Consider the following 19,959-nt stretch of genomic DNA (forward strand, 5'->3'; position numbering starts at 1 on the left):
TTTAAAAACTCCGACTAATTATAATTAATTTAAGGCGATTCTATCGTTTTATGGGGATAAAATAATTATAATTTTGGGGATTAAAAATGAAGAGAACTAGTAGTTTTGTTTACGATATTGTTATTGTAATTGGCGTCATCATCTTTCTTTTTGTGACAGCCTTATTGTTATTTGGAGAGCAGACCTTACCAGACGAGAGGACATATACACCCCTTAAAATGGAAAATTATTCTGATGGGTGGAAGAGAGTTATGTCTGATGGAATCAAGTCTGACATTGCAATTCCGGGACAATATCAACCGGAGGAAGAGGCTCCATTTGTAATAGAAAAATCAATTGATGGTATTACAAGAGACAATGCATACGTATCCTTCAATACAGCGAAGCAGGATATTGAGGTGTATGTAGGGGATGAGCTACGTTATAGCTATTCAACAAAAAATACTCGTCTATTCGGAAAAAATAGTCCAGGTATAGCTACTTTTGTTCCTCTTTATCCAGAAGACAATGGCCAGACACTTAAAATTGAATTCATTGGTAACAACAATTATTCTGGTGTACTTGGCGAAATTACCATCGGACCACAGGCGGCAATTTTTAGAATGGTTTTTGATGGAGAAAGATATGTTTTACTTCTTACATTATTTTTATTAGTGCTTGGTATTATCGCATTCATAATTGGTATTTCTGTAAAATTGGCTTACAACAAGACCTTGCCACTGTTCTTTGCAGGCTGGGTTATTATTTGTGCGTCTATTTGGTCCCTTGCAGAATCTAACTGCAGACAATTTTTTGTTCCAAACTATTCCCTTTTATCGTATATGACATATTTGAGCCTTATCATGCTTTCTTTTACAATGGGGCTTTATTTTGACCGTCTTCAGGAAGGCAGATATAGATTTTTTTACATGATTATGGGTGTGCTTGATATGTTTGTGGCTGGACTTGGAATTTTGTTGCAGTTTATTAATAACACCGATTTAAGTGGCATTTTAATTTTTGCTTTTATTTCACTTGTCATTACTATGGGAGGGTATATTGCCACGGTGATTCCTGATATTATTCAGGGCAGGGTAAAAGAGTATATTATGGAGTTTATTGGCATACTGGGTGCTATGGTGGCTGGACTTATTCAGATATACGTTTATGAAATAGACAAACCTATGACAATGAATGGCTTGATTTTGATGCTTGGACTGTTGTTCCTAATTGTTATGTCTTACTTGCGAGCTCTTAGAGATATTAGAAATATGGAACGCAATATATTTGCAGCAGTTCAGGCGCAAGAAGCTAGCACAGCATTTTTGACAAGAATGTCCCATGAAATGCGAACTCCAATAAATGCCATTTTGGGAATGAACAAAATGATTCTCAGAGAAAGTAAGGAGGAGAAGATTCTCGATTATGCCAGAGATGTAAATGGAGCAGGTAATTATTTACTCGGAATAGTAAATGAGGTGCTTGATTTAGCAAAAGTAACTGCAGGTAAAATCGAAATAGTTCCAGATGATTACGATCTTATTGAAATGGTACGAGAATGTTATTCAATGGTTCGTCCAAGAGCTAAGGCTAATCGCCTATCTTTTGAGGTGGACATGAGTGACGTTCTTCCGGCAAAACTTAGAGGCGATAAAGAGCGTATTATTCAAGTGATTACAAACCTTCTGACAAACGCTATTAAATACACACCTTCCGGACGAATATGCCTTTCAATTCAAGGAAATATATCGGGGGGGCGTCTTATGCTTAAAATAATGGTAAGCGACACAGGAATAGGAATTGCAAAAGAAAATATTCCGTATCTGTTTGATTCATTTAATAGAGTTGGAGAGTTTAAAAATTATAAAATTGAAGGAACTGGATTGGGACTTACCATTACAAAACAGCTAATTGATTTGATGGGAGGAGAGATATCAGTTGAATCAGAGGTCGGAAAGGGTACTACATTTACAGTGGTTATTCCGCAAGAAATTCGCACAGTAGAGCCTTGTGGTATATTCTCTATGGGACCAAATGGTGATAGACGAGTTGCGGATCGCTCAGAGATTTTTGATGTTATAGGGCGAATTCTTGTAGTTGATGATGTTGCTATCAATCTTAGGGTATTCACAATGCTTTTAAGTAACACAGACATTGTGGTAGATACTGCAATTAGTGGGGCTGAGGCACTAGAAAAGATAAAGAGGACAAAATATGATTTGATATTCATAGATCATTTGATGCCGGGAATGGATGGACTAGAACTCAAAGATATAATGGGCAGAATGGATGACAATCTAAATAAGGATACTCCGCTTATTATGCAAACCGCAAATGCGATAGTTGGCGCAAAAGAAAAATATGAGGCTATGGGTTTTGCTGATTATATTGCAAAGCCTATTAAGGAAGAAGAGTTGCGTAAACTATTGCGTGAGTATATGATATAAGAAGGAATTACAAGATATAGTAGTTCCTGTGTTATGACTAATTTGAAAAGGAGATTATCATGGGGTTTAATCCAGCAGATTTATTTAGAGTGAAAAGTGCAGCTGCGAAATTTAATGCAAATCATCCCAAATTGATTCCATTTTTTGGAGCAGCAAAAAACAAGGCTATGACACCAGGCTCGGTAATTGAGATTTCTATCACGGACCCAAACGGAGAGCGGATAGAGACCAATCTTCGTGTACAGGAATCTGATGTTGAGTTTATCAATCTACTCACCGAAATAGCCGCTAAGAACCAATAAAACCGTAAGGAATACGAAAGCCGTATGGCATACGAAAGCCACCATGTAGCTATCAAGCTCTAAGTGTTGTGTAGGTTCACATGTAGTGAACCGGAACAATATCTTAGGCTTGAGAGCGTAACATGGTGGCTATTATTATTATTATTTAAATTCGAAGAATTTGGTATCCAGCTCTGGGTAGGCACGCTTCATAGAAATCGGCGCACCGGATTTGTTTACGAAGCAATGGCGGGTCTTAGCTATGGCTCTATCTTCACCAGTAGCTTTATCGTATATACGATAGGCTATTTCCATTTCGTGACCATCGTAAGACAAGAGCTTGGTATCGATTACAATTGTTTCATCGAATTTCACATTGCTTCTATATTCTATTGACTGAGAGATGATAGGAGAGCTGATTTCCATATCAAGCATCTGCTTGAATCCAAGTCCCATCTGCTCCATTAGATGCATTCTGGCATCCTCCAACCAGTTTAGATAATTGGATGGATGAATAACTCCCTGTAAATCTGTTTCATGAAATTTGGTGTGATGCTCAAAAGGGGTAATTTCAAGCTGCCTCTTTGCACCAGCAATTTCAATTTCTTGTTTTGACATTTGCTTTACCTCCTGATGAATACTTCTAAATACATTATATCACTATTATTCTTGATGGAATCCTGTTTCTGATATTATTTAGTTACTATTCACAGATACACAATTAATTTTTTTCCCGTCATACTTGTTTGTGTGGGAATGAAAATTATTTTTTCATATACGGAGATTAGTGGCTTCACCGTCATGAATAATATTAGACAAGGAAGTCAATTTGAGTTTTTGTTGAAGAGAAGGGCCATAAGTGGTAAAATTCTATTTAATTGATAATTATTTAACGAGCGGAGGTTAGTATGGATTTTCAAGCAGAATACAAAAAGAAATTAACTACAGCAGCTGAGGCTGTTAAGGTTGTTAAGAGTGGAGATTGGGTTGATTACGGCTGGTGTACTGGCACAGCTGATGCCCTTGATAAGGCTCTTGCAGCACGTACAGATGAACTTAGAGACGTTAAGGTTCGTGGTGGTATCGTTATGAAGCTTCCAGCTATTTTTGAGCGCGAGGATGCTGCTGAACACTTCACATGGAACTCATGGCACATGGGTGGTATTGAGAGAAAGCTTATCGCTAGAGGATGCTGTTTCTATTCACCACTTAGATATTCAGAGCTTCCTAGATACTATAGAGAGCATATCGAGCCAAATGATGTTCTTATGATTGTTACAGCTCCTATGGATAATCATGGATATTTCAACTTTGGTCCTAATGCTTCACATCTTATGGCTGCAGTTGAGAATTCTAAGCACATTATTGTTGAGGTTAATAAGAATATGCCTCGTTGCTTAGGTGGTTTCGAAGAGGGCGTTCACATTTCAAAGGTTGACGCAATCGTTGAGGGTGATAATCCAGCTATCCTTGAGATGGGCGGCGGCGGAGCTCCTACAGATGTTGATAAGGCAGTTGCAAAGCTTATCGTTGAAGAGATTCCAAACGGTGCTTGCTTACAGCTTGGTATCGGTGGAATGCCTAACACAGTTGGTGCTATGATTGCTGAGTCAGATCTTAAGGATCTTGGTGTTCATACTGAGATGTACGTAGATGCATTTGTTGATATTGCCCGTGCTGGTAAGATTACAGGTGCTAAGAAGAACATCGATAGATTCCGTCAGACATATGCTTTCGGTGCTGGTACAAAGAAGATGTACGATTACATGGATGAGAATCCAGAGCTTATGAGCGCTCCTGTTGATTATACAAATGATATCCGTCAGATTTCTGCACTTGATAATTTCATTTCTATCAACAATGCAGTAGACGTTGACTTATTTGGTCAGATTAACGCTGAGTCTGCTGGAACAAAGCACATCTCTGGTGCAGGCGGACAGCTTGACTTCGTACTTGGTGCTTACCTTTCTAATGGTGGTAAGAGCTTTGTATGTCTCTCATCTACATTTACAACAAAGGATGGCACTGTAAAGAGCCGTATCCGTCCTACACTTGCTGAGGGTTCCATCGTAACAGATACTCGTGCAAACACACATTATCTTGTTACTGAGTACGGCAAGGTTTGTGTAAAGGGTCTTTCAATGTGGCAGAGAGCAGAGGCTATTATCAATATCGCACACCCAGACTTCAGAGACGAGCTTATTAAGGAAGCAGAGAAGATGAACATCTGGAGACGTTCAAACAAATAAATAGAATTGTTTGGAGCTTACCTATTCTAGGTAAGCTCCTTTTTTTCTTGTGAAGGGATACTTTAGCTTATTTAATAAAGAATGCTACAAGGAAAGTGGATTTATAAGCATCTATGCTGCCTGGCGATATTGCTATAAAGATATCATCAGGAATCCCCCGAAGAAATGCTGGGTTTTATGAGGGGGCCTTTTATATATTCCCGGGAAAGTAGGCCTTAATTACGGGTATATTCATTAAATGTTGATAATTACCGTAGAGATTGAAAATGAAAAAAACTTGGATTTCAAAACCTACGGGTTTTATTGATGATTTGGAATAATTACCGTAGTGTTTTTTCGATGACTACGGTGCATTTTTTAATTAAGCGATTATTACCGTAGTTTATGCAGATTATGAGACGGTGCTTTACGGTAAATTTTGAAAAAAATACAAAAACACCGTAACCGAAAATTTTTAAAGTCAAAATGCTACGGTGTAAACTGCTGTTTTGAGAAATAAACCGTAGTTTTTGGAATCTGAAAGGATTTTTAGTATGAAAATTGTGTTTATAGGGAAAAGTCACACATATTCCAATTATATACCTAAAAAGGTTAGGTAATAATTATTGATGCGAGGGTTGTTGATGGTATTAGAAAGATGTAAAGCCTATGGAATAAAACAGGGCTTGGTCAATTGACCAAGCCCTGGCTTATTTTAATGATTAATTGTACTGTGGTGTAATTGTTTGTATTGTTCCATCTGAGTTGTACTTAAGCTCACAGTATTTAACACATCTACGATGGTTGATACCCTTTGAGTATTCACAATCGTGATAGAAGAGATACCATTTGCCATGATACTCAACGATTGAATGATGTGTGGTCCATCCAATTACCGGCTCAAGGATAACTCCTTGATAGGTAAATGGACCGAGAGGGTTATCGCTGGTTGCATAAACGATTTTATGTGTTGTACCAGTGGAATAAGAGAAGTAGTATTTACCATTGTATTTATGCATCCATGGACCTTCGAAATATCGTCTATCCTCATCACCGGAGAGAAGAGGAGAGCCGTTTTCGTCAACAATTTGAATATCTACTGGAAGCTGTTCAAACTCGCTCATGTCGTCCTTCATGATTCCACATTTTGGACATACAGCAGGCTCATCCTTTGGTGGTTCGCCACCTTGTGGATCGAACTTGCCAGTTCTATATTTCTCAAGCTGACCACCCCAGAGACCGCCAAAGTAGATATATACTTTGCCATCATCATCGATAAATGAGCAAGGATCAATACTGAAGCTGCCCTTTATACAATTAGCTCTAGGAGAAAATGGTCCTTCTGGTTTTGAGCTTTCAGCAATTCCCAGCCTGAAATTACCTTCTTTGTCGCGAGCAGGGAAGAATAAGTAATAAGTGTTATTCTTATAAACTGCATCAGGTGCCCACATTTGCTCGCTTACCCATGGTACTTGATTCTGATGTAATACTTCACCATGGTCAATGACCTCATCGCTTTTGTCATCCATTGACAGAACATGATAATCCTGCATTTGATATTCATCACCGTTGTCGTTGTCTTCGCCATCATGTGGAATATCATGTGAAGGGTAGATGTAGATTCTGTCGTTAAATACATGAGCAGATGGATCTGCTGTAAATATGTCTGTAACTAATGGTGTGTTTTGCTTTTTCATATATTATCTCTCCAAATATTAACATAAGATGTAGCATCAATAATTGCAGTATATAAGCTGCTACGGGAAGACGCAGCATCCAGAATTGCCTGCGGCAAAAAGCTGCGTCGTGGGATAGTTTGTTTTCTTCGCTTTGCTCGAAAAAAACTATCCTTTTACAGCACCCGCTGTTAAACCATCTACAATCTGGTTAGAGAATGCACAGTAAACTACGATTGTAGGAATGATTGCGATGATGATAGCTGCGAACATCTGAGTATAGTTTGTATTGTATGGTCCTACGAATTTTGAAAGAGAAACAGGGAGTGTTTTCTTTAAATCGTCGGAAATAAATACCATTGCAAGTAAGAGCTCGTTCCAGTTTGCTACGAAAGTCATAAGACCTGTTACGAATAAACCTGTCTTACCAAGAGGTAAGCATACTCCGTAGAAAATCTGGTAGATAGTAGCGCCATCGATACATGCGCTTTCAATTAATTCATTTGGAAGACCCTCAAAGAAACCAACCATAATGAATATTGTTACAGGAAGGGAACATGTAACATATGGAAGAATAAGACCAACTAAACTGTTGTTTAAGCCGAAACTTGAGAAACGAGAGAATAGTGGTATTAAAACGCAGTGTACAGGAATCATCATTCCAAGAAGGAAATAAGTAAGAGAAAGTCTAGCAAATTTCCAACGAAGACGAGCGATACCAAAAGCTGCCATTGATCCAATCAACATACTTAAGATCAATGATATTGTACATACTAAGAATGAATTTAATGTTGCGATACCAAGCTTTCCAGCTGTCCATGCAAATGTAAAGTTAGCAAATGATGGCGACTGTGGAAGAGAGAATGGAGCAACCATAAGTTCATGGTTATTGTCTTTAAAAGCTACAATTAAAACCCAAAGTAATGGAGCAAGGTAAATAACTGCCATTACAATTAGGAATATATAAATGATAATTCGTATTGGTTTGATCTTTTTCATAATATTGAAACTCCTTACATTTCGTATTGCTCTGTCTTTACTACCTTGTTGATAAATGCTGTTACAAGGAGGCAAAGAATTAATAATACGACACCGATTGCACTTGCATAGCCATATTTGCTGTACTTGAAACCTTGCTGATAAAGATGAGTTGCAAGGACTTCAGTTCTGTGGTTTGGTCCACCTTCTGTCATGTTAAATACCAAATCAAAGAACTTTAAAGAACCGATAGCATTAAGTGACATTGCAGTTGCTACCATAGGACGGATAAGTGGAAGAGTGATGTATCTAAAACTCTTAGCCTTGCTACATCCGTCAATGTAACTTGCTTCGTAAAGTGATTTGCTGATACCAGAAATCTGAGCCATGTAAAGCATCATAGACTGACCAACATACTGCCATAAGGCAACGAATGCGATTACCCACATTGGTAGAACAATGAAGCCTTTAGTATCCATTAACCATAAAGGTCCATTTTTAACGAAGTCTTGTACGCCAAGTGTCTCAATAAGCTTGTTGATACCAAACTTTGGACTGAAAATGAACATCCATAAGAGACCTAAAGCAGCAGAAGAAAGAACGCATGGTAAGTAAATAATATTCTTAAACAAGTTTCTTCCTTTATCTATATTTGTAAGAAGGCCTGCAAGGAACAAGCCCATAATAAGCTGAGTTACACATGAAAATACTAAAAAGAAAAATGAATTTTTTAAAGCAATCCAAAATGTATCATCCTTTAACAAGTCTGCATAGTTTTTTAAACCTATGAACTTTGGACCAGTAATAGATGTAGCCTTGTATTCACAGAGTGAATAGTAGATAGACTGACAAATTGGAACAAAAAGTATAAGAGTAAATAATAATAAACCAGGTGCCATAAAGACGATTATGGCCTTTTTATTTCTAAGTAATTTATCCATAACACTACTTTCCTTAAAACTAATTAATAGGGGTTTTGAAAAATATAGGGGCGCCGGCGAAAGCGCCCCCTATCACTAAAGAATAGATGAGAAAGAGATACTATCTGCAGTTTTCGTTGTAATATTCTTCCATGTCTTTAGCTGCTTCAGCAGGAGTTGTATCTCCAAGGAATACTGAAACCATTAAGTCATCGAAGTGAGCGCCTGTCTCAGTTGTAGGCATTGACTCATTGTAGAAACCGAATGTACCCTTTGCATTTGCAAATACATCCATTACGTATGAAAGCTGTGCAGGTGCCTTAGCAGCATCGTACTCAACACTTGTTACAGGAATCTTTCCACCAACTTCTGCTGTGTACTTCTGAGCTGTGTCATCTGTGAAGTACTTAAGAAGTGCGATACAAGCCTCTGGGCACTTTGTATCCTTGCTTACGCAAAGTGAATCAGACTTAGCGATAAGTCTCTGGCAACCAGGGAACTGGAATACACCACACTTAGACTCGAAGTCTGGGTTCTCACCGTTGATCTGACCAATTGCCCATGAACCCTGGATAAGGATAGCAGCTTCTTCGTTGTAGAAGTTTGCTGTAGCAACGTCATTTGTATCACCCTGAGCTGTTGGCTGGAAGTACTTAGAAAGCTTTAAGAGGTTCTCACAAGCCTTCTCAAGCTTGCCATCTTCCCATGAAGCTGAACCATCTGCAAGTGCTGCAAGGTCTACGCCTTCTTCTTCACAAAGGTAACCAGCTACCATAGATAAGCACCATGATGTACCAGCTGAGATTGTGATTGGTGTATAACCCTTAGCTTCAAGCTTATCGCAAGCATCAAGTAACTCGTCGAAGTTTGTAGGAACTGTAGCGCCAGCATCCTCGAACATCTCTGTGTTGTAGAAGCAGCAAGCAGCAGCTGTGTTAAGTGGAATAGCGTATACTGATCCGTCATATGTCTGCTGTGTGAATACTGCATCGCTTGTGAATGTGTTCTTCCATCCATCAGTAGCAAGTGCATCATCAAGGTTCATGCAAAGACCATCTGCTGGAGCAACTCCATCAGGAATTACATAATCTGAAAGCTGTGGTCCTGGGCTACAGATGAATACGTCTGGTGCGTTACCACCCTGAATCTCTGCGTTAAGCTTTGTGTAATACTCTTCAAGGTTTGTTGTAACTACGTTAACGTGATACTGACCTTCGTAGTCTTTGTTGAATCTTTCGATTGTCTCCTTATATCCGAGAGAAATCAAATCCTGTGTTGCATCAAGATCGTCCCAGAACATCCAAGTGATTTCCTGAACACCATCAGCTGTTGTTCCTGATCCTGATCCGTTGCTTCCGCCGCAACCTGTTAATAATGAAGCGGCCATGAAAGCAGATAACGTAGTAGCTAAAATCTTTCTTTTCATATTACCTTCTCCTCCAAAGTATTTTTGTTTTTGTGCTCAATTACCCTTTCCCTTGAGCACGTTGTATCTTATGTTTTAAATTTAGCACACAGTTTAATCACAATCTTTAGAATTGTTGTTTCTTGATTATCAATTATTGCTATTGTTTATAACCCAACCATAGTGGGATTGTTTAATATTTCTAAATAATATGGTCTAAAAATAGCGATAATTACTAAAATCAAACGATTTAGTTTTAATTTTTCGAAAAATAGGCTTGATTTTTTCGTCAATTAGAGCAAAAATTATGACTAGTGATTATTGCTAATTATTGCTCGAAAGGGGGAGTAAAATGATTGAATCCTTAGATGGAATTTTTGAAACCGTCAATTATAAGCAAAGCACCACTTTGAAGCTTTATGATAATACAGAGTTTGAAGACTATCCTATGCATTGGCATCCAGCTATCGAAATAATAATGCCAACTGAGAATGGATATAAGCTTACTTTTTCTAATTCAGAAGCAAAGCTAAGAGAGGGAGACATCTGTGTGGTATGTCCTGGATGCGTTCATTCTATAGAAGCACCTGAGACTGGAAGAAGAGTAATTTTTCAGCCAAGCACAGATATCTTAAGGTCTATGAGAGATATTGAAACTCTTATTTCATTTATGTCGCCATACACGGTTATTACACCAGAAGAATATCCAGATATATATGGTAGGCTCAAAACCCTCTTAACTGATATTAGAGATGAATATATGGCAGGTATGCCTTTTGCAGAGGTAAATATATATAGTAAGCTTCTGGAAATGTTTGTGCTGATTGGACAGAGATTTTCTATCAATAACAATGAGCACAAGGATGATTCATACGGCGTCAAAGGCGAGTATGCATTTGTATTTATGGATATTTGCGATTACATTAATTCACATTGTTCTGAGGACTTAAAACTAGATGATATTGCTGATATGAGTGGCTTTAGCAAATATTATTTTGAGAGGTTGTTTAAGCAATTCGCTGGAACGAGCTTTTATAAATATGTTAATCAAAAAAGAATTGCTAAGGCACAAGAGCTTTTAATTGAGCCAGGAAATTCCGTTACTGATGTGGCTCTTAATTGCGGTTTTACATCTATATCATCTTTTATAAGAATGTTTAAATTACAGAAGGGGTGCACACCTACTGAGTTTAAAAATATGTATTGGGGTATAAGAAGAGGAGCACAGAATAATAATGATTAGATTTTCAGTTGCAGAAATTTTTGGAAATGGAATGGTTTTGCAGCGCAATAAACCAATCCATATCTTTGGCCAGGCTGAAGAGGGGGATCGAGTTAGAGTTAGTATTTATGATTATCATGGAAGATTGATAGATGAAATCAATTCTGTAAGTGATCGACTGGAAAAATGGCAGGTTACCCTCGCTTCAATGGAAGCCTCTAAGGATAACAAAATTGTAGTTGAAAATACTAGCAGTCAGGAAAAAATAGTTATTAGCAATGTTAGTGTTGGAGAAGTTTGGTTGGCTGGAGGTCAGTCTAACATGGAATTCTTCAACAAGTACGACAAAGATTGGGAGAGAACTAAAAATCTTCCTAAAAATGATTCAATCCATTTTTACAATGTGCCACAGCGAGCCTTTGAGGGGCATGTGACACACAATGGAGAAGGCAGAGATGGATACGGCAAATGGCTTAACGACAAGGATCAGGGCTATGAAAATTTTTCTGCTCCAGCCTACAGTTTTGCCAGAAGAATACAAGAAAAGCTCCAAGTTCCTGTTGGAATTATTGGATGCAACTGGGGCGGCACAACAGCGGTTGCCTGGGTGCCAGAAAATGTGCTTCAGACCAAGGAACTTAAATACTATTTAGACGAATATGAAGAGGCATTAAAGGCATACAGCAAAAAGGAAATGAAGACAATAAGCCTACTTGCCTGGGAAAAGATAGACACACCTTCTGATTATAAGATATTTGAGCCATTGCTTTATGGCCTTGATAGAGAAGAGCAGCTTGAATACATGGAGAAAAATGGGGATGGTCCTGTCGTTCCTCTTGGACCATACAATGAAAATCGTCCAGCTGGTCTCTATGAAACCATGCTTCAAAAGGTGATTCCATACACAATAGCCGGTGCTCTTTGGTATCAGGGAGAATCTGACAGCGGAGACCGTGCCAAAACCTATGACCTGCTTTTGAGTAGTCTTATTACGGCTTGGCGCAAGGACTGGGACGATGAATTCCCATTTATCCTAGTTCAGCTAGCACCATTCGGCGAATGGCTAGCATGCACAAATGATGACTATTCTCTTGTTCGCCAAAAACAGCAGCATGTAGCAGATACAGTGGAAAATGTATACATGACAAGCATCATGGATATAGGAAGCTACTATGATATTCATCCAAAGGAAAAGATGGAAGTAGGCCGAAGACTAGCACTTTTAGCGCTCAGCCACGTATACAATATGATTCCTGCAGAGCAGGCTGAGAATCCTAGATTTGAAAAAGGCAACGTAAGTGGAAATACCATTACATTGACCTTTAAGAATGCCGAAAACCTAAGCGTTTTTGACAAAAGCGATATAGCAATCTCAATTGATGACGAAAATACTATTCCTGAAGAAGTGACCGCTGAGAACAATACCGTCACCCTCACTACTACTAAGGAAATTTCGCCTGATGCGAAAGTGATTGTCTCATTTGGATGGGCCGACTACGCCGTAATCAACATCAAAAACGAACAAGGCCTTCCTATAGCACCATTTCAGGCTACTCTTTGCAGCTAGGGCCACCTATTGAGTGTTGATGGGCAATTCGCATATTTGCTATAATGGTTAGTATCTAGTTAAGGAGAACGGGAGGGTTATTATGATTAGAGATGGTAAAATCTGGATGGCGAATAACGAAAAAGGTGAGCCTGTTTATTTGTTGCCAAAGATGGCTAATAGACATGGGCTTATTGCAGGTGCCACAGGAACAGGAAAGACAATCACTTTAAAGGTTATGGCTGAGAGCTTTTCGGATATGGGAGTGCCTGTATTTTTAGCCGATGTTAAGGGTGATATTGCAGGTATGCTTTGTCCTGGAGTGGATAGCGAAAATATGCAAAATCGCATCAAGAAATTTGGCCTTGATGAATTTGGATTTAACTACCACAATTACCCAACAACACTTTGGGATGTGTTCGGTAAAAATGGTATTCAGCTTAGGACTACTATTACTGAGATGGGGCCTACACTTTTGGCTCGTATTCTCGATTTGAATGATACTCAGACTGATATCCTTACAATTGTTTATAAGATTGCGGATGATAATAATTTGGCTCTTATTGATACAAAGGATTTGAAGTCCATGCTTAATTATGTCTCTGAGAATAACGGAGAGTTTGCTGCTGAGTATGGCAATATTAATAAGCAAAGTATCGGTGCTATTATGCGTGCCCTTGTATCTCTTGAGCTTGCTGGGGGAGAGACTTTCTTTGGTGAGCCAGCTATTGATATAAGAGATTGGTTCTCAACAGGAGAGCAGGGCAGAGGAATGATTCATATTCTCGATAGCCAGAGTCTTATTAATAATGGAACACTTTATTCTATGTTCCTCCTATATATGTTGTCTGAGCTTTTTGAGATAATGCCTGAGGTGGGTGATCTTGAAAAGCCGAAGATGGTATTCTTCTTTGATGAGGCTCATCTATTGTTTAAAGACACACCTAAGCATTTGCTTGAAAAGATTGAGCAGGTGGTTAAGCTTATCCGTTCAAAGGGTATCGGTGTTTATTTTGTCACACAAAATCCTAGAGATATTCCAGATGGCGTTTTGGCGCAGCTTGGCAATAAAGTTCAGCACGCCCTTCATGCATATTCTCCAGCAGAGCAAAAGGCAGTTAAGGCTGCAGCTGATTCTTTTAGAGAGAATCCTGCATTTAAGACAGCTGATGTGATTGAAGAGCTGGGTACAGGCGAGGCTGTAGTGTCATTTTTAATGGAGGATGGTACACCAAGTATTGTTGAAAAGGTTGCTATTCTTCCTCCACAGTCACTTATGGGTGGCATCGATGATTCTGTGAGAGATTCGTCTATAAAGGGAAGCATTCTTTATACTAAATATGCTAATGCCGTAGACCCTGAGTCTGCTTATGAACTTCTCCTTAGAATGGGAGTTGAAAAGGCAAAAGCTGAGGCTGAGGCCAAGGAAGCTGCAGAGGCTGCTAAGCTAGAGGCTAAGGAGCAGGCTGCGAAAGAGAAGGCCGAGCAGCGTGAGAAGGAAAAAGAGGCTAACAGAAAGAGACGTGCGGCTAAATCAGTTGGAACTACTGTAGCTGGTACTGTTGGTCGTGAGGTTGGCAAGACTTTCGGCAAGAAATTTGGCAAGTTTGGTCAGACTCTTGGAGGCAATACAGGAGCCCAGCTTTTTAGAGGTTTACTTAATACACTTCTCAAGTAATTTGACTATAAGTCCCATGATTGTTAAAATGGACTGCGAGTATTAACTCGGGAGAATTATTTGTCATGGGAAATAGACGTAGAACTAATCGACATAGAAGAAGATATAGAAGAAGAAAAAATACCTATAGGCTTTTCGTGCCCTTCGCAGTACTTCTCGTAGTGTGCTTGGGCGTGGGGGCCTATTTTTATTACAATTATAAGTCTAGGGTATATGAAAAGTGCGTGGTTGAGCTTGGAACAGAGGTGAAGGCTACAGACTTTTTAAAGGACCCTGAGAAGTCAGCTGAATTTACAGACGACACCGTATTTTCCACTGAAAAGGCGGGAACATATTCAGTAAGAATCAAATCAGATCATTTTACCTATAAATGTGAACTTGAGGTAACTGATACGGTGGCACCTACTCTTACTACTAAGGACTTGACCCGTACAAAAGAGGAGGCCCCATCGGCATCGGATTTTGTGGATGATGTATTTGACCTTTCAGGAGATGTTAATATCTATTACGGTAAGGCTGTAGATGTGGATAGCTACGGAACAAAGAACGTATCTATTGTTGCAGAGGATGCTTCTGGCAATCGCACAGAGGCGGATGCTGTGCTTAACATAGTTGAGGAGTATGATATCGAGCCACCTGTAATAGAAGGGCAGCTGGATAAAATAGTATATGTTGGCGACGGAGTCAGCTTTAAAAATGGAATAGTTGTTAAAGATAATGTAGATACAGATATTCAGGTTGAGGTAGATAGCAGTCAGGTAGATGTTTATACACCAGGTGAATATACAGTTATCTATACTGCTACCGATTCCATGGGTAATGTTGACTTGGCTGAGGGCGTAATCACAGTAATAGAGCAGATTTATTCAGAAGAAGAGGTATATGCTCTTGCCGATGAGGTCCTTAATGAGATTATCGATGATAGCATGTCTGACTATGATAAGGCTCATGCGATTTACGTTTGGGTGCAGGGCAATATTGGATACAGTGAGAGCGATGACAGCGGAGATTGGCTAAAGGGCGCATATGATGGTCTGAAGAATCGTCATGGTGACTGCTACAATTTCTTTGCTGTCAGCAAGGTGCTACTTACTAGAGCGGGAATTAAAAATGCAGATATTGAGATTATTCCGACTGCAACGCGTCATCATTATTGGAATGTGGTAGACTGCGGCGAAGGATGGCGTCATTTTGATACTACTCCTAGAACGGATAAATCTTTTAAGGGATTTTATATTACAGATGAGGAATTGATGGCTTATTCAGAACAGCACTATCGTTCTCATAATTATGATAGAGAAAGATTTCCATATTTTAATTAGTCCATGCCTTGGATGTTTACGGGTTTAATGATATGAAAAAATTAGGAATTATAGGCGGCCTTGGGCCAATGGCTACTGCATATTTTATGCAACGTATAATTGAGCTTACTGATGCCGCAAGCGATCAAGAAAATATTGAGATGGTGGTATATAACTGTCCATCTATTCCAGATAGAACAGGATATATCCTTGGAAGAAACAAGGAGAATCCCCTTCCAAAGATTCTGGAATTAGCCCATGAGTTAGAGAGGCAGAATGTGGATTACATTGCTATTCCATGTATCACTGCCCATTATTTCCACCCGGATATTGCAAAGGCAGTTTTTGTTCCGGTGGGAAATGGAATAAAAGAAACTGCTGAATATCTGGTTTCAGCTGGGGTCAAAAAGGTAGGTATCATGGCTACCGATGGCACTGTGCAGATGCATCTTTTTGATTCTGTGTTCAAGGATTTTGATATACAGTGTGTTTACCCTGATGTAGAATGCCAAAAGCTGGTTATGAGCATTATCTATGATGATGTTAAGGCTGGCCGCAAGGTAAATATGGAAGAGTTTTACACAGTTAAGGAGCAGCTGTTTGAGGCTGGCGCTGAGGTTATAATTCTTGGTTGCACTGAGCTTTCTATATTAAAGAGAGACTATGAGGTAGGGCCTAGAGTCCTTGATATAATTGATGTACTTGCAGCAGATTGCGTAAATAAATGTGCTGTGGCAAGGCCAGAATGTCAGAGCCTTATTACTAATTAAGCTTATTTTGGGGCATAGCCCTATTTATATATGAGGTGATTTAAATGCAAAACAACGTACTAGATTATCTGAACGACAGCTTGAAAAGAGTTCCAGATAAAATCGCATATGCGGATGATGAGGTAGAGCTTTCATTTGCAGACGTAAAAAGAATTATGGATTCTGTGGGAACAGGATTGTTAAATAAGGGTTGCAGCAGAGAGCCTGTAATCGTATTTATGAAAAAAAGTCCAAATACAATTGCTACATTTTTTGGAGTAATAAATGCTGGCTGTTACTACGTTCCAATTGATAGCGAGATGCCAGCTACTAGAATTAATCTGATTTTAGATAATTGTAAGCCAAAGGTTATTATCTGTGATGATAGCACAGTAGAGATTGCAAAGGGATTTGATTATCAGGCGGATATTGTTTTATTCTCTGAGATTAGCCAGACTGCAGCAGATGATGAGGCCTTAGCACTTGTTAGGAAAAAGGCAATTGATACTGACCCTATTTATATCGTATTTACATCAGGTTCTACTGGCGTACCAAAGGGTGTGTGTGCATGCCACCGCTCAGTTATTGATTACATTGAACAATTGTCTGAGACACTTGGATTTAATGAAGATACTATATTTGGTAACCAGACACCGCTTTATTTTGATGCTTGCTTAAAAGAGCTTTATCCAACACTTAAATTTGGTGCTACCACATACTTGATTCCACATTCATATTTTATGTTCCCAATCAAGTTGGTGGAATATATTAATGAGCATAATATCAATACAGTATGTTGGGTTGTATCGGCTCTTACAATGATTAGTGCTTTTGCTACATTTGATACAGTGGTACCACATACACTTAGGACAATAGCATTCGGTAGTGAGGTCTTTCCTATTAAGCAGTTTAGACTTTGGAGAGCTGCAGTGCCTGAGGCTAAGTTCTTTAATCTCTACGGCCCTACAGAGGGTACAGGAATGTGCTGTTACTTCCCTGTAGATAGAGATTTTGCAGATGATGAGGTTATCCCTGTAGGATTTCCATTTAAGAACACTGAGATTCTTTTGCTTAAGGATGACAATACACTTGCCGCTGAAGGTGAGGAAGGTGAGATTTGCATTAGAGGAACTTCTGTTACACTTGGTTATTACAACAACCCAGGAAAGACTAGCGAGTCGTATGTACAGAATCCTTTAAATAATAACTATCCTGAGATTATTTATAGAACAGGAGACATAGGACATCTCAATGAGAGAGGAGAGCTTATTTTCCATTCTCGTAAGGATTTCCAGATTAAGCACATGGGACACAGAATTGAGCTTGGAGAAATAGAAGCCAATGTAAATCTTGTTCCAGAGATTAAGCTTTCTGGTTGTATTTATGCCAAGGAGCAGGGCAAAATTGTTCTCTATTATGTAGGCGACATTACAGAGGGAGACTTGATTAAGGCATTAAAGACAAAGCTTCCACGCTATATGCTTCCTAACAAGGTAAACCGCCTAGAGGAAATGCCATTTACAGCCAACGGAAAAATCGACCGTGTAAAGCTTACTAAAATGTATAGCGAGAAATAAATTATTATAATAAATAAAATAAATTAGATGAGCCAGTAGTTGACAATCTCTGAGGCCTCTGGAGAATGACATTAGTCATCGTAAGAGGCTCTCAGGATTGTCAATGTAACTGGCGGACTAAGGAGGATAATACGATGAATGAATTATTAGAGATTTTAGGAGATTTACATCCTGAGGTAGATTTTACAACAGCTACAAATTTAGTAGACGGAGGAATCCTTGATTCCTTTGATATCGTGTCTCTTATCTCAGAGATTAATGAGGAGTTTGATGTAACAATTGGTGCAGCAGAGCTTACTCCAGAGAATTTTAATTCTGCAGAGGCAATTTACGAACTCATCAAGACAAAGTTAGACGACGAGGATTAATAGATGTTATTTACAAGCTATGAATTCTTAGGATTTCTGCTAGTAGTTTTTGTAATGTATTACTTATTGCCAGGAAGGGCCCAGTGGTCCTTCCTGCTTATTGCGAGTTATGCATTCTATTTTATGGCAGACCCTAGGTATCTTATTTTTATAATGATTACTACTGCAAGTACCTTCCTTGCGGCAAAGTCCATTTCTGATCACAAAGCATCTTTTGATGTTTGGTTCAAGGAACATAAAAAGGAAATGGAAAAGGAAGAGAAAAAGGCTGCAAAAGCCAAGGAACATTCCCTTGAGAAAAAGATTTTCCTTTGCTGCCTTTTATTCAACCTAGGTATTCTTGCAGTTACAAAATACACCAATTTTACTATTTCAAATATCAATTCTCTGCTTAGTGCTTTTGGCAGGGCGGAAGGGCTTTCCTTTGTGAATTTGGTTATTCCAATGGGTATATCCTTCTACACATTCCAGTCTATGGGGTATTTGATTGACGTTTATAATGGCAAATTCGAGGCTCAGAAGAATCCTTTGAAGTTCGCCCTTTTCGTATCATTCTTCCCTCAGCTTGTACAGGGACCTATCAGTAGATATGCTGATTTAAGCCAGACTCTATATGAGGAGCATAGATTTGATTGGAAGACTGTTTCGTTTGGTTTAGAGCGAATTCTTTGGGGCTTTTTCAAGAAGCTTGTTATTGCAGATAGAATTCTAGTACCTGTAAAGGCGATTATTGCCGATACTGATGCTTACTCAGGATTTTATGTTTTTGCGGGAGCTATGTTCTATGCCTTAGAGTTATACTGTGATTTCACAGGTGGAATCGACATCACCATTGGTGTGGCTGAGACTATGGGAATCAAAGTTACTGAAAACTTTATTCGTCCATACTTCTCAAAGAACATCAAGGAATATTGGAATCGCTGGCATATTACAATGGGTACATGGTTTACGGATTATATTTTCTATCCGATTTCAGCCAGCCAGTTTATGATGAAGCTGTCTAAGAAATCAAGAGCTCGCCTTGGAAACAATCTAGGTAAGAGAGTTCCGGTATATCTTTCAAGTTTTATTGTATGGTTTACAACAGGTATCTGGCACGGAGCTAGCTGGAACTTTATTGTATGGGGACTTGGCAACTTTGTAGTTATCATGATTTCTCAGGAGCTTGAGCCATTCTATAGATGGTTCCACAGTAAGGTAAATGTGGCAGGTACATTTGGCTGGAGATTATTCCAGGTTATTCGAACTGTACTTATTATGTCATCACTTCGTATGTTTGACTGTTATAGAGATGTGCCTCTTACAATTAAAATGTTTGGAAGCATCTTTACAGATACACATTTATGGCAGTTTAATCCGGAAGCATTTGTTGCAATGGGACTTACTATCGATGATTACATTGTAGTTTTTGTTGGACTAATTGTTCTTGTGACAGTCAGCCTCCTTCAGAGAAGTGGCTCTGTACGAGAGAAGATTGCCGCTACGGCTGGGCCAGTTAGATTCATTATTTGGTATGTTCTTTTCATGGCTACATTGATTTTCGGAGCTTACGGAATTGGTTATTCTGCAAGCCAGTTTATATATAATCAGTTTTAGAGGTGTTT

Annotated in this window: 16 protein-coding genes; 11 read left to right on the plus strand and 5 right to left on the minus strand. The window is 38.9% G+C overall.

What is annotated here, in order from left to right:
• The first annotated feature begins 86 nt into the window (after positions 1-86).
• Both F0Q01_RS02720 and F0Q01_RS02725 read left to right on the plus strand, forming a co-directional pair.
• On the plus strand, positions 87-2,426 hold the full coding sequence (locus F0Q01_RS02720) for a hybrid sensor histidine kinase/response regulator (RefSeq protein WP_090485966.1): 2,340 nt from the start codon (positions 87-89) through the stop codon (positions 2,424-2,426).
• A 59-nt stretch (positions 2,427-2,485) separates the two neighbouring features.
• The gene (locus F0Q01_RS02725) at positions 2,486-2,728 is read left to right on the plus strand and encodes a hypothetical protein (RefSeq protein WP_090150171.1); all 243 of its coding nucleotides are present in this window, start codon (positions 2,486-2,488) and stop codon (positions 2,726-2,728) included.
• 141 nt (positions 2,729-2,869) lie between these two features.
• Here F0Q01_RS02725 and F0Q01_RS02730 read toward each other — a convergent pair whose 3' ends face one another.
• Positions 2,870-3,325, minus strand: coding sequence for an acyl-CoA thioesterase (locus F0Q01_RS02730; protein WP_090485968.1), 456 nt, complete (start codon positions 3,323-3,325; stop codon positions 2,870-2,872).
• 290 nt (positions 3,326-3,615) lie between these two features.
• Between F0Q01_RS02730 and F0Q01_RS02735 the strand changes: the two genes are divergently transcribed.
• On the plus strand, positions 3,616-4,956 hold the full coding sequence (locus F0Q01_RS02735) for a butyryl-CoA:acetate CoA-transferase (protein ID WP_090485971.1): 1,341 nt from the start codon (positions 3,616-3,618) through the stop codon (positions 4,954-4,956).
• Positions 4,957-5,657: 701 nt separating this feature from the next.
• Here the strand turns inward: F0Q01_RS02735 and F0Q01_RS02740 are convergent.
• The 4 genes from F0Q01_RS02740 to F0Q01_RS02755 all read right to left on the minus strand — a co-directional run bounded on the left by F0Q01_RS02740 (position 5,658) and on the right by F0Q01_RS02755 (position 9,935).
• On the minus strand, positions 5,658-6,632 hold the full coding sequence (locus F0Q01_RS02740) for a glycoside hydrolase family 43 protein (RefSeq protein ID WP_090485974.1): 975 nt from the start codon (positions 6,630-6,632) through the stop codon (positions 5,658-5,660).
• Positions 6,633-6,779: 147 nt separating this feature from the next.
• Complete coding sequence (locus F0Q01_RS02745; RefSeq protein WP_090485977.1) at positions 6,780-7,610, minus strand: carbohydrate ABC transporter permease; 831 nt, start codon at positions 7,608-7,610, stop codon at positions 6,780-6,782.
• A gap of 14 nt (positions 7,611-7,624) precedes the next feature.
• Positions 7,625-8,530, minus strand: coding sequence for a carbohydrate ABC transporter permease (locus F0Q01_RS02750; RefSeq protein WP_090150187.1), 906 nt, complete (start codon positions 8,528-8,530; stop codon positions 7,625-7,627).
• A 100-nt stretch (positions 8,531-8,630) separates the two neighbouring features.
• Positions 8,631-9,935 carry an ABC transporter substrate-binding protein gene (locus F0Q01_RS02755; protein ID WP_090150190.1) on the minus strand — a complete coding sequence of 435 codons (1,305 nt, stop codon included), beginning with the start codon at positions 9,933-9,935 and terminating at the stop codon, positions 8,631-8,633.
• A 331-nt stretch (positions 9,936-10,266) separates the two neighbouring features.
• Here F0Q01_RS02755 and F0Q01_RS02760 point away from each other — a divergent pair, with 331 nt between their 5' ends.
• The 8 genes from F0Q01_RS02760 to F0Q01_RS02795 all read left to right on the plus strand — a co-directional run bounded on the left by F0Q01_RS02760 (position 10,267) and on the right by F0Q01_RS02795 (position 19,951).
• Positions 10,267-11,157 carry a helix-turn-helix domain-containing protein gene (locus tag F0Q01_RS02760; protein ID WP_090150192.1) on the plus strand — a complete coding sequence of 297 codons (891 nt, stop codon included), beginning with the start codon at positions 10,267-10,269 and terminating at the stop codon, positions 11,155-11,157.
• The gene (locus F0Q01_RS02765; protein ID WP_090485980.1) at positions 11,150-12,703 is read left to right on the plus strand and encodes a sialate O-acetylesterase; all 1,554 of its coding nucleotides are present in this window, start codon (positions 11,150-11,152) and stop codon (positions 12,701-12,703) included. The genes F0Q01_RS02760 and F0Q01_RS02765 overlap by 8 nt, the downstream gene beginning before the upstream one ends.
• A gap of 82 nt (positions 12,704-12,785) precedes the next feature.
• Complete coding sequence (locus F0Q01_RS02770; RefSeq protein ID WP_090150199.1) at positions 12,786-14,360, plus strand: helicase HerA-like domain-containing protein; 1,575 nt, start codon at positions 12,786-12,788, stop codon at positions 14,358-14,360.
• Positions 14,361-14,425: 65 nt separating this feature from the next.
• The gene (locus tag F0Q01_RS02775) at positions 14,426-15,682 is read left to right on the plus strand and encodes a transglutaminase domain-containing protein (RefSeq protein ID WP_090485983.1); all 1,257 of its coding nucleotides are present in this window, start codon (positions 14,426-14,428) and stop codon (positions 15,680-15,682) included.
• A 32-nt stretch (positions 15,683-15,714) separates the two neighbouring features.
• Positions 15,715-16,431 carry an aspartate/glutamate racemase family protein gene (locus tag F0Q01_RS02780; RefSeq protein ID WP_090485986.1) on the plus strand — a complete coding sequence of 239 codons (717 nt, stop codon included), beginning with the start codon at positions 15,715-15,717 and terminating at the stop codon, positions 16,429-16,431.
• Positions 16,432-16,475: 44 nt separating this feature from the next.
• Entirely contained in the window at positions 16,476-17,987 is a 1,512-nt protein-coding gene (locus tag F0Q01_RS02785; protein WP_090485989.1) for an amino acid adenylation domain-containing protein, read from the plus strand.
• Positions 17,988-18,121: 134 nt separating this feature from the next.
• Positions 18,122-18,355, plus strand: a complete 234-nt coding sequence (locus F0Q01_RS02790; RefSeq protein ID WP_090150210.1) for an acyl carrier protein — start codon at positions 18,122-18,124, stop codon at positions 18,353-18,355.
• A gap of 123 nt (positions 18,356-18,478) precedes the next feature.
• Positions 18,479-19,951 (plus strand): MBOAT family O-acyltransferase, encoded by a 1,473-nt coding sequence (locus F0Q01_RS02795; protein WP_242941822.1) that lies wholly within the window; start codon positions 18,479-18,481, stop codon positions 19,949-19,951.
• Positions 19,952-19,959 lie beyond the last annotated feature (8 nt).

The sequence above is a fragment of the Pseudobutyrivibrio xylanivorans genome, assembly GCF_010906925.1.
Lineage (GTDB): Bacteria > Bacillota > Clostridia > Lachnospirales > Lachnospiraceae > Pseudobutyrivibrio.

What these genes read in the sequence shown, in the direction of transcription:
- F0Q01_RS02795 (WP_242941822.1), top strand. Translation starts at nt 18,479, where the DNA reads ATGGCAGACCCTAGGTATCTTATTTTTATAATGATTACTACTGCAAGT.
- F0Q01_RS02745 (WP_090485977.1), bottom strand. Translation starts at nt 7,610, where the DNA reads ATGAAAAAGATCAAACCAATACGAATTATCATTTATATATTCCTAATT.
- F0Q01_RS02755 (WP_090150190.1), bottom strand. Translation starts at nt 9,935, where the DNA reads ATGAAAAGAAAGATTTTAGCTACTACGTTATCTGCTTTCATGGCCGCT.
- F0Q01_RS02780 (WP_090485986.1), top strand. Translation starts at nt 15,715, where the DNA reads ATGAAAAAATTAGGAATTATAGGCGGCCTTGGGCCAATGGCTACTGCA.
- F0Q01_RS02725 (WP_090150171.1), top strand. Translation starts at nt 2,486, where the DNA reads ATGGGGTTTAATCCAGCAGATTTATTTAGAGTGAAAAGTGCAGCTGCG.
- F0Q01_RS02785 (WP_090485989.1), top strand. Translation starts at nt 16,476, where the DNA reads ATGCAAAACAACGTACTAGATTATCTGAACGACAGCTTGAAAAGAGTT.
- F0Q01_RS02740 (WP_090485974.1), bottom strand. Translation starts at nt 6,632, where the DNA reads ATGAAAAAGCAAAACACACCATTAGTTACAGACATATTTACAGCAGAT.
- F0Q01_RS02775 (WP_090485983.1), top strand. Translation starts at nt 14,426, where the DNA reads ATGGGAAATAGACGTAGAACTAATCGACATAGAAGAAGATATAGAAGA.
- F0Q01_RS02735 (WP_090485971.1), top strand. Translation starts at nt 3,616, where the DNA reads ATGGATTTTCAAGCAGAATACAAAAAGAAATTAACTACAGCAGCTGAG.
- F0Q01_RS02720 (WP_090485966.1), top strand. Translation starts at nt 87, where the DNA reads ATGAAGAGAACTAGTAGTTTTGTTTACGATATTGTTATTGTAATTGGC.
- F0Q01_RS02765 (WP_090485980.1), top strand. Translation starts at nt 11,150, where the DNA reads ATGATTAGATTTTCAGTTGCAGAAATTTTTGGAAATGGAATGGTTTTG.
- F0Q01_RS02770 (WP_090150199.1), top strand. Translation starts at nt 12,786, where the DNA reads ATGATTAGAGATGGTAAAATCTGGATGGCGAATAACGAAAAAGGTGAG.
- F0Q01_RS02730 (WP_090485968.1), bottom strand. Translation starts at nt 3,325, where the DNA reads ATGTCAAAACAAGAAATTGAAATTGCTGGTGCAAAGAGGCAGCTTGAA.
- F0Q01_RS02750 (WP_090150187.1), bottom strand. Translation starts at nt 8,530, where the DNA reads ATGGATAAATTACTTAGAAATAAAAAGGCCATAATCGTCTTTATGGCA.
- F0Q01_RS02790 (WP_090150210.1), top strand. Translation starts at nt 18,122, where the DNA reads ATGAATGAATTATTAGAGATTTTAGGAGATTTACATCCTGAGGTAGAT.
- F0Q01_RS02760 (WP_090150192.1), top strand. Translation starts at nt 10,267, where the DNA reads ATGATTGAATCCTTAGATGGAATTTTTGAAACCGTCAATTATAAGCAA.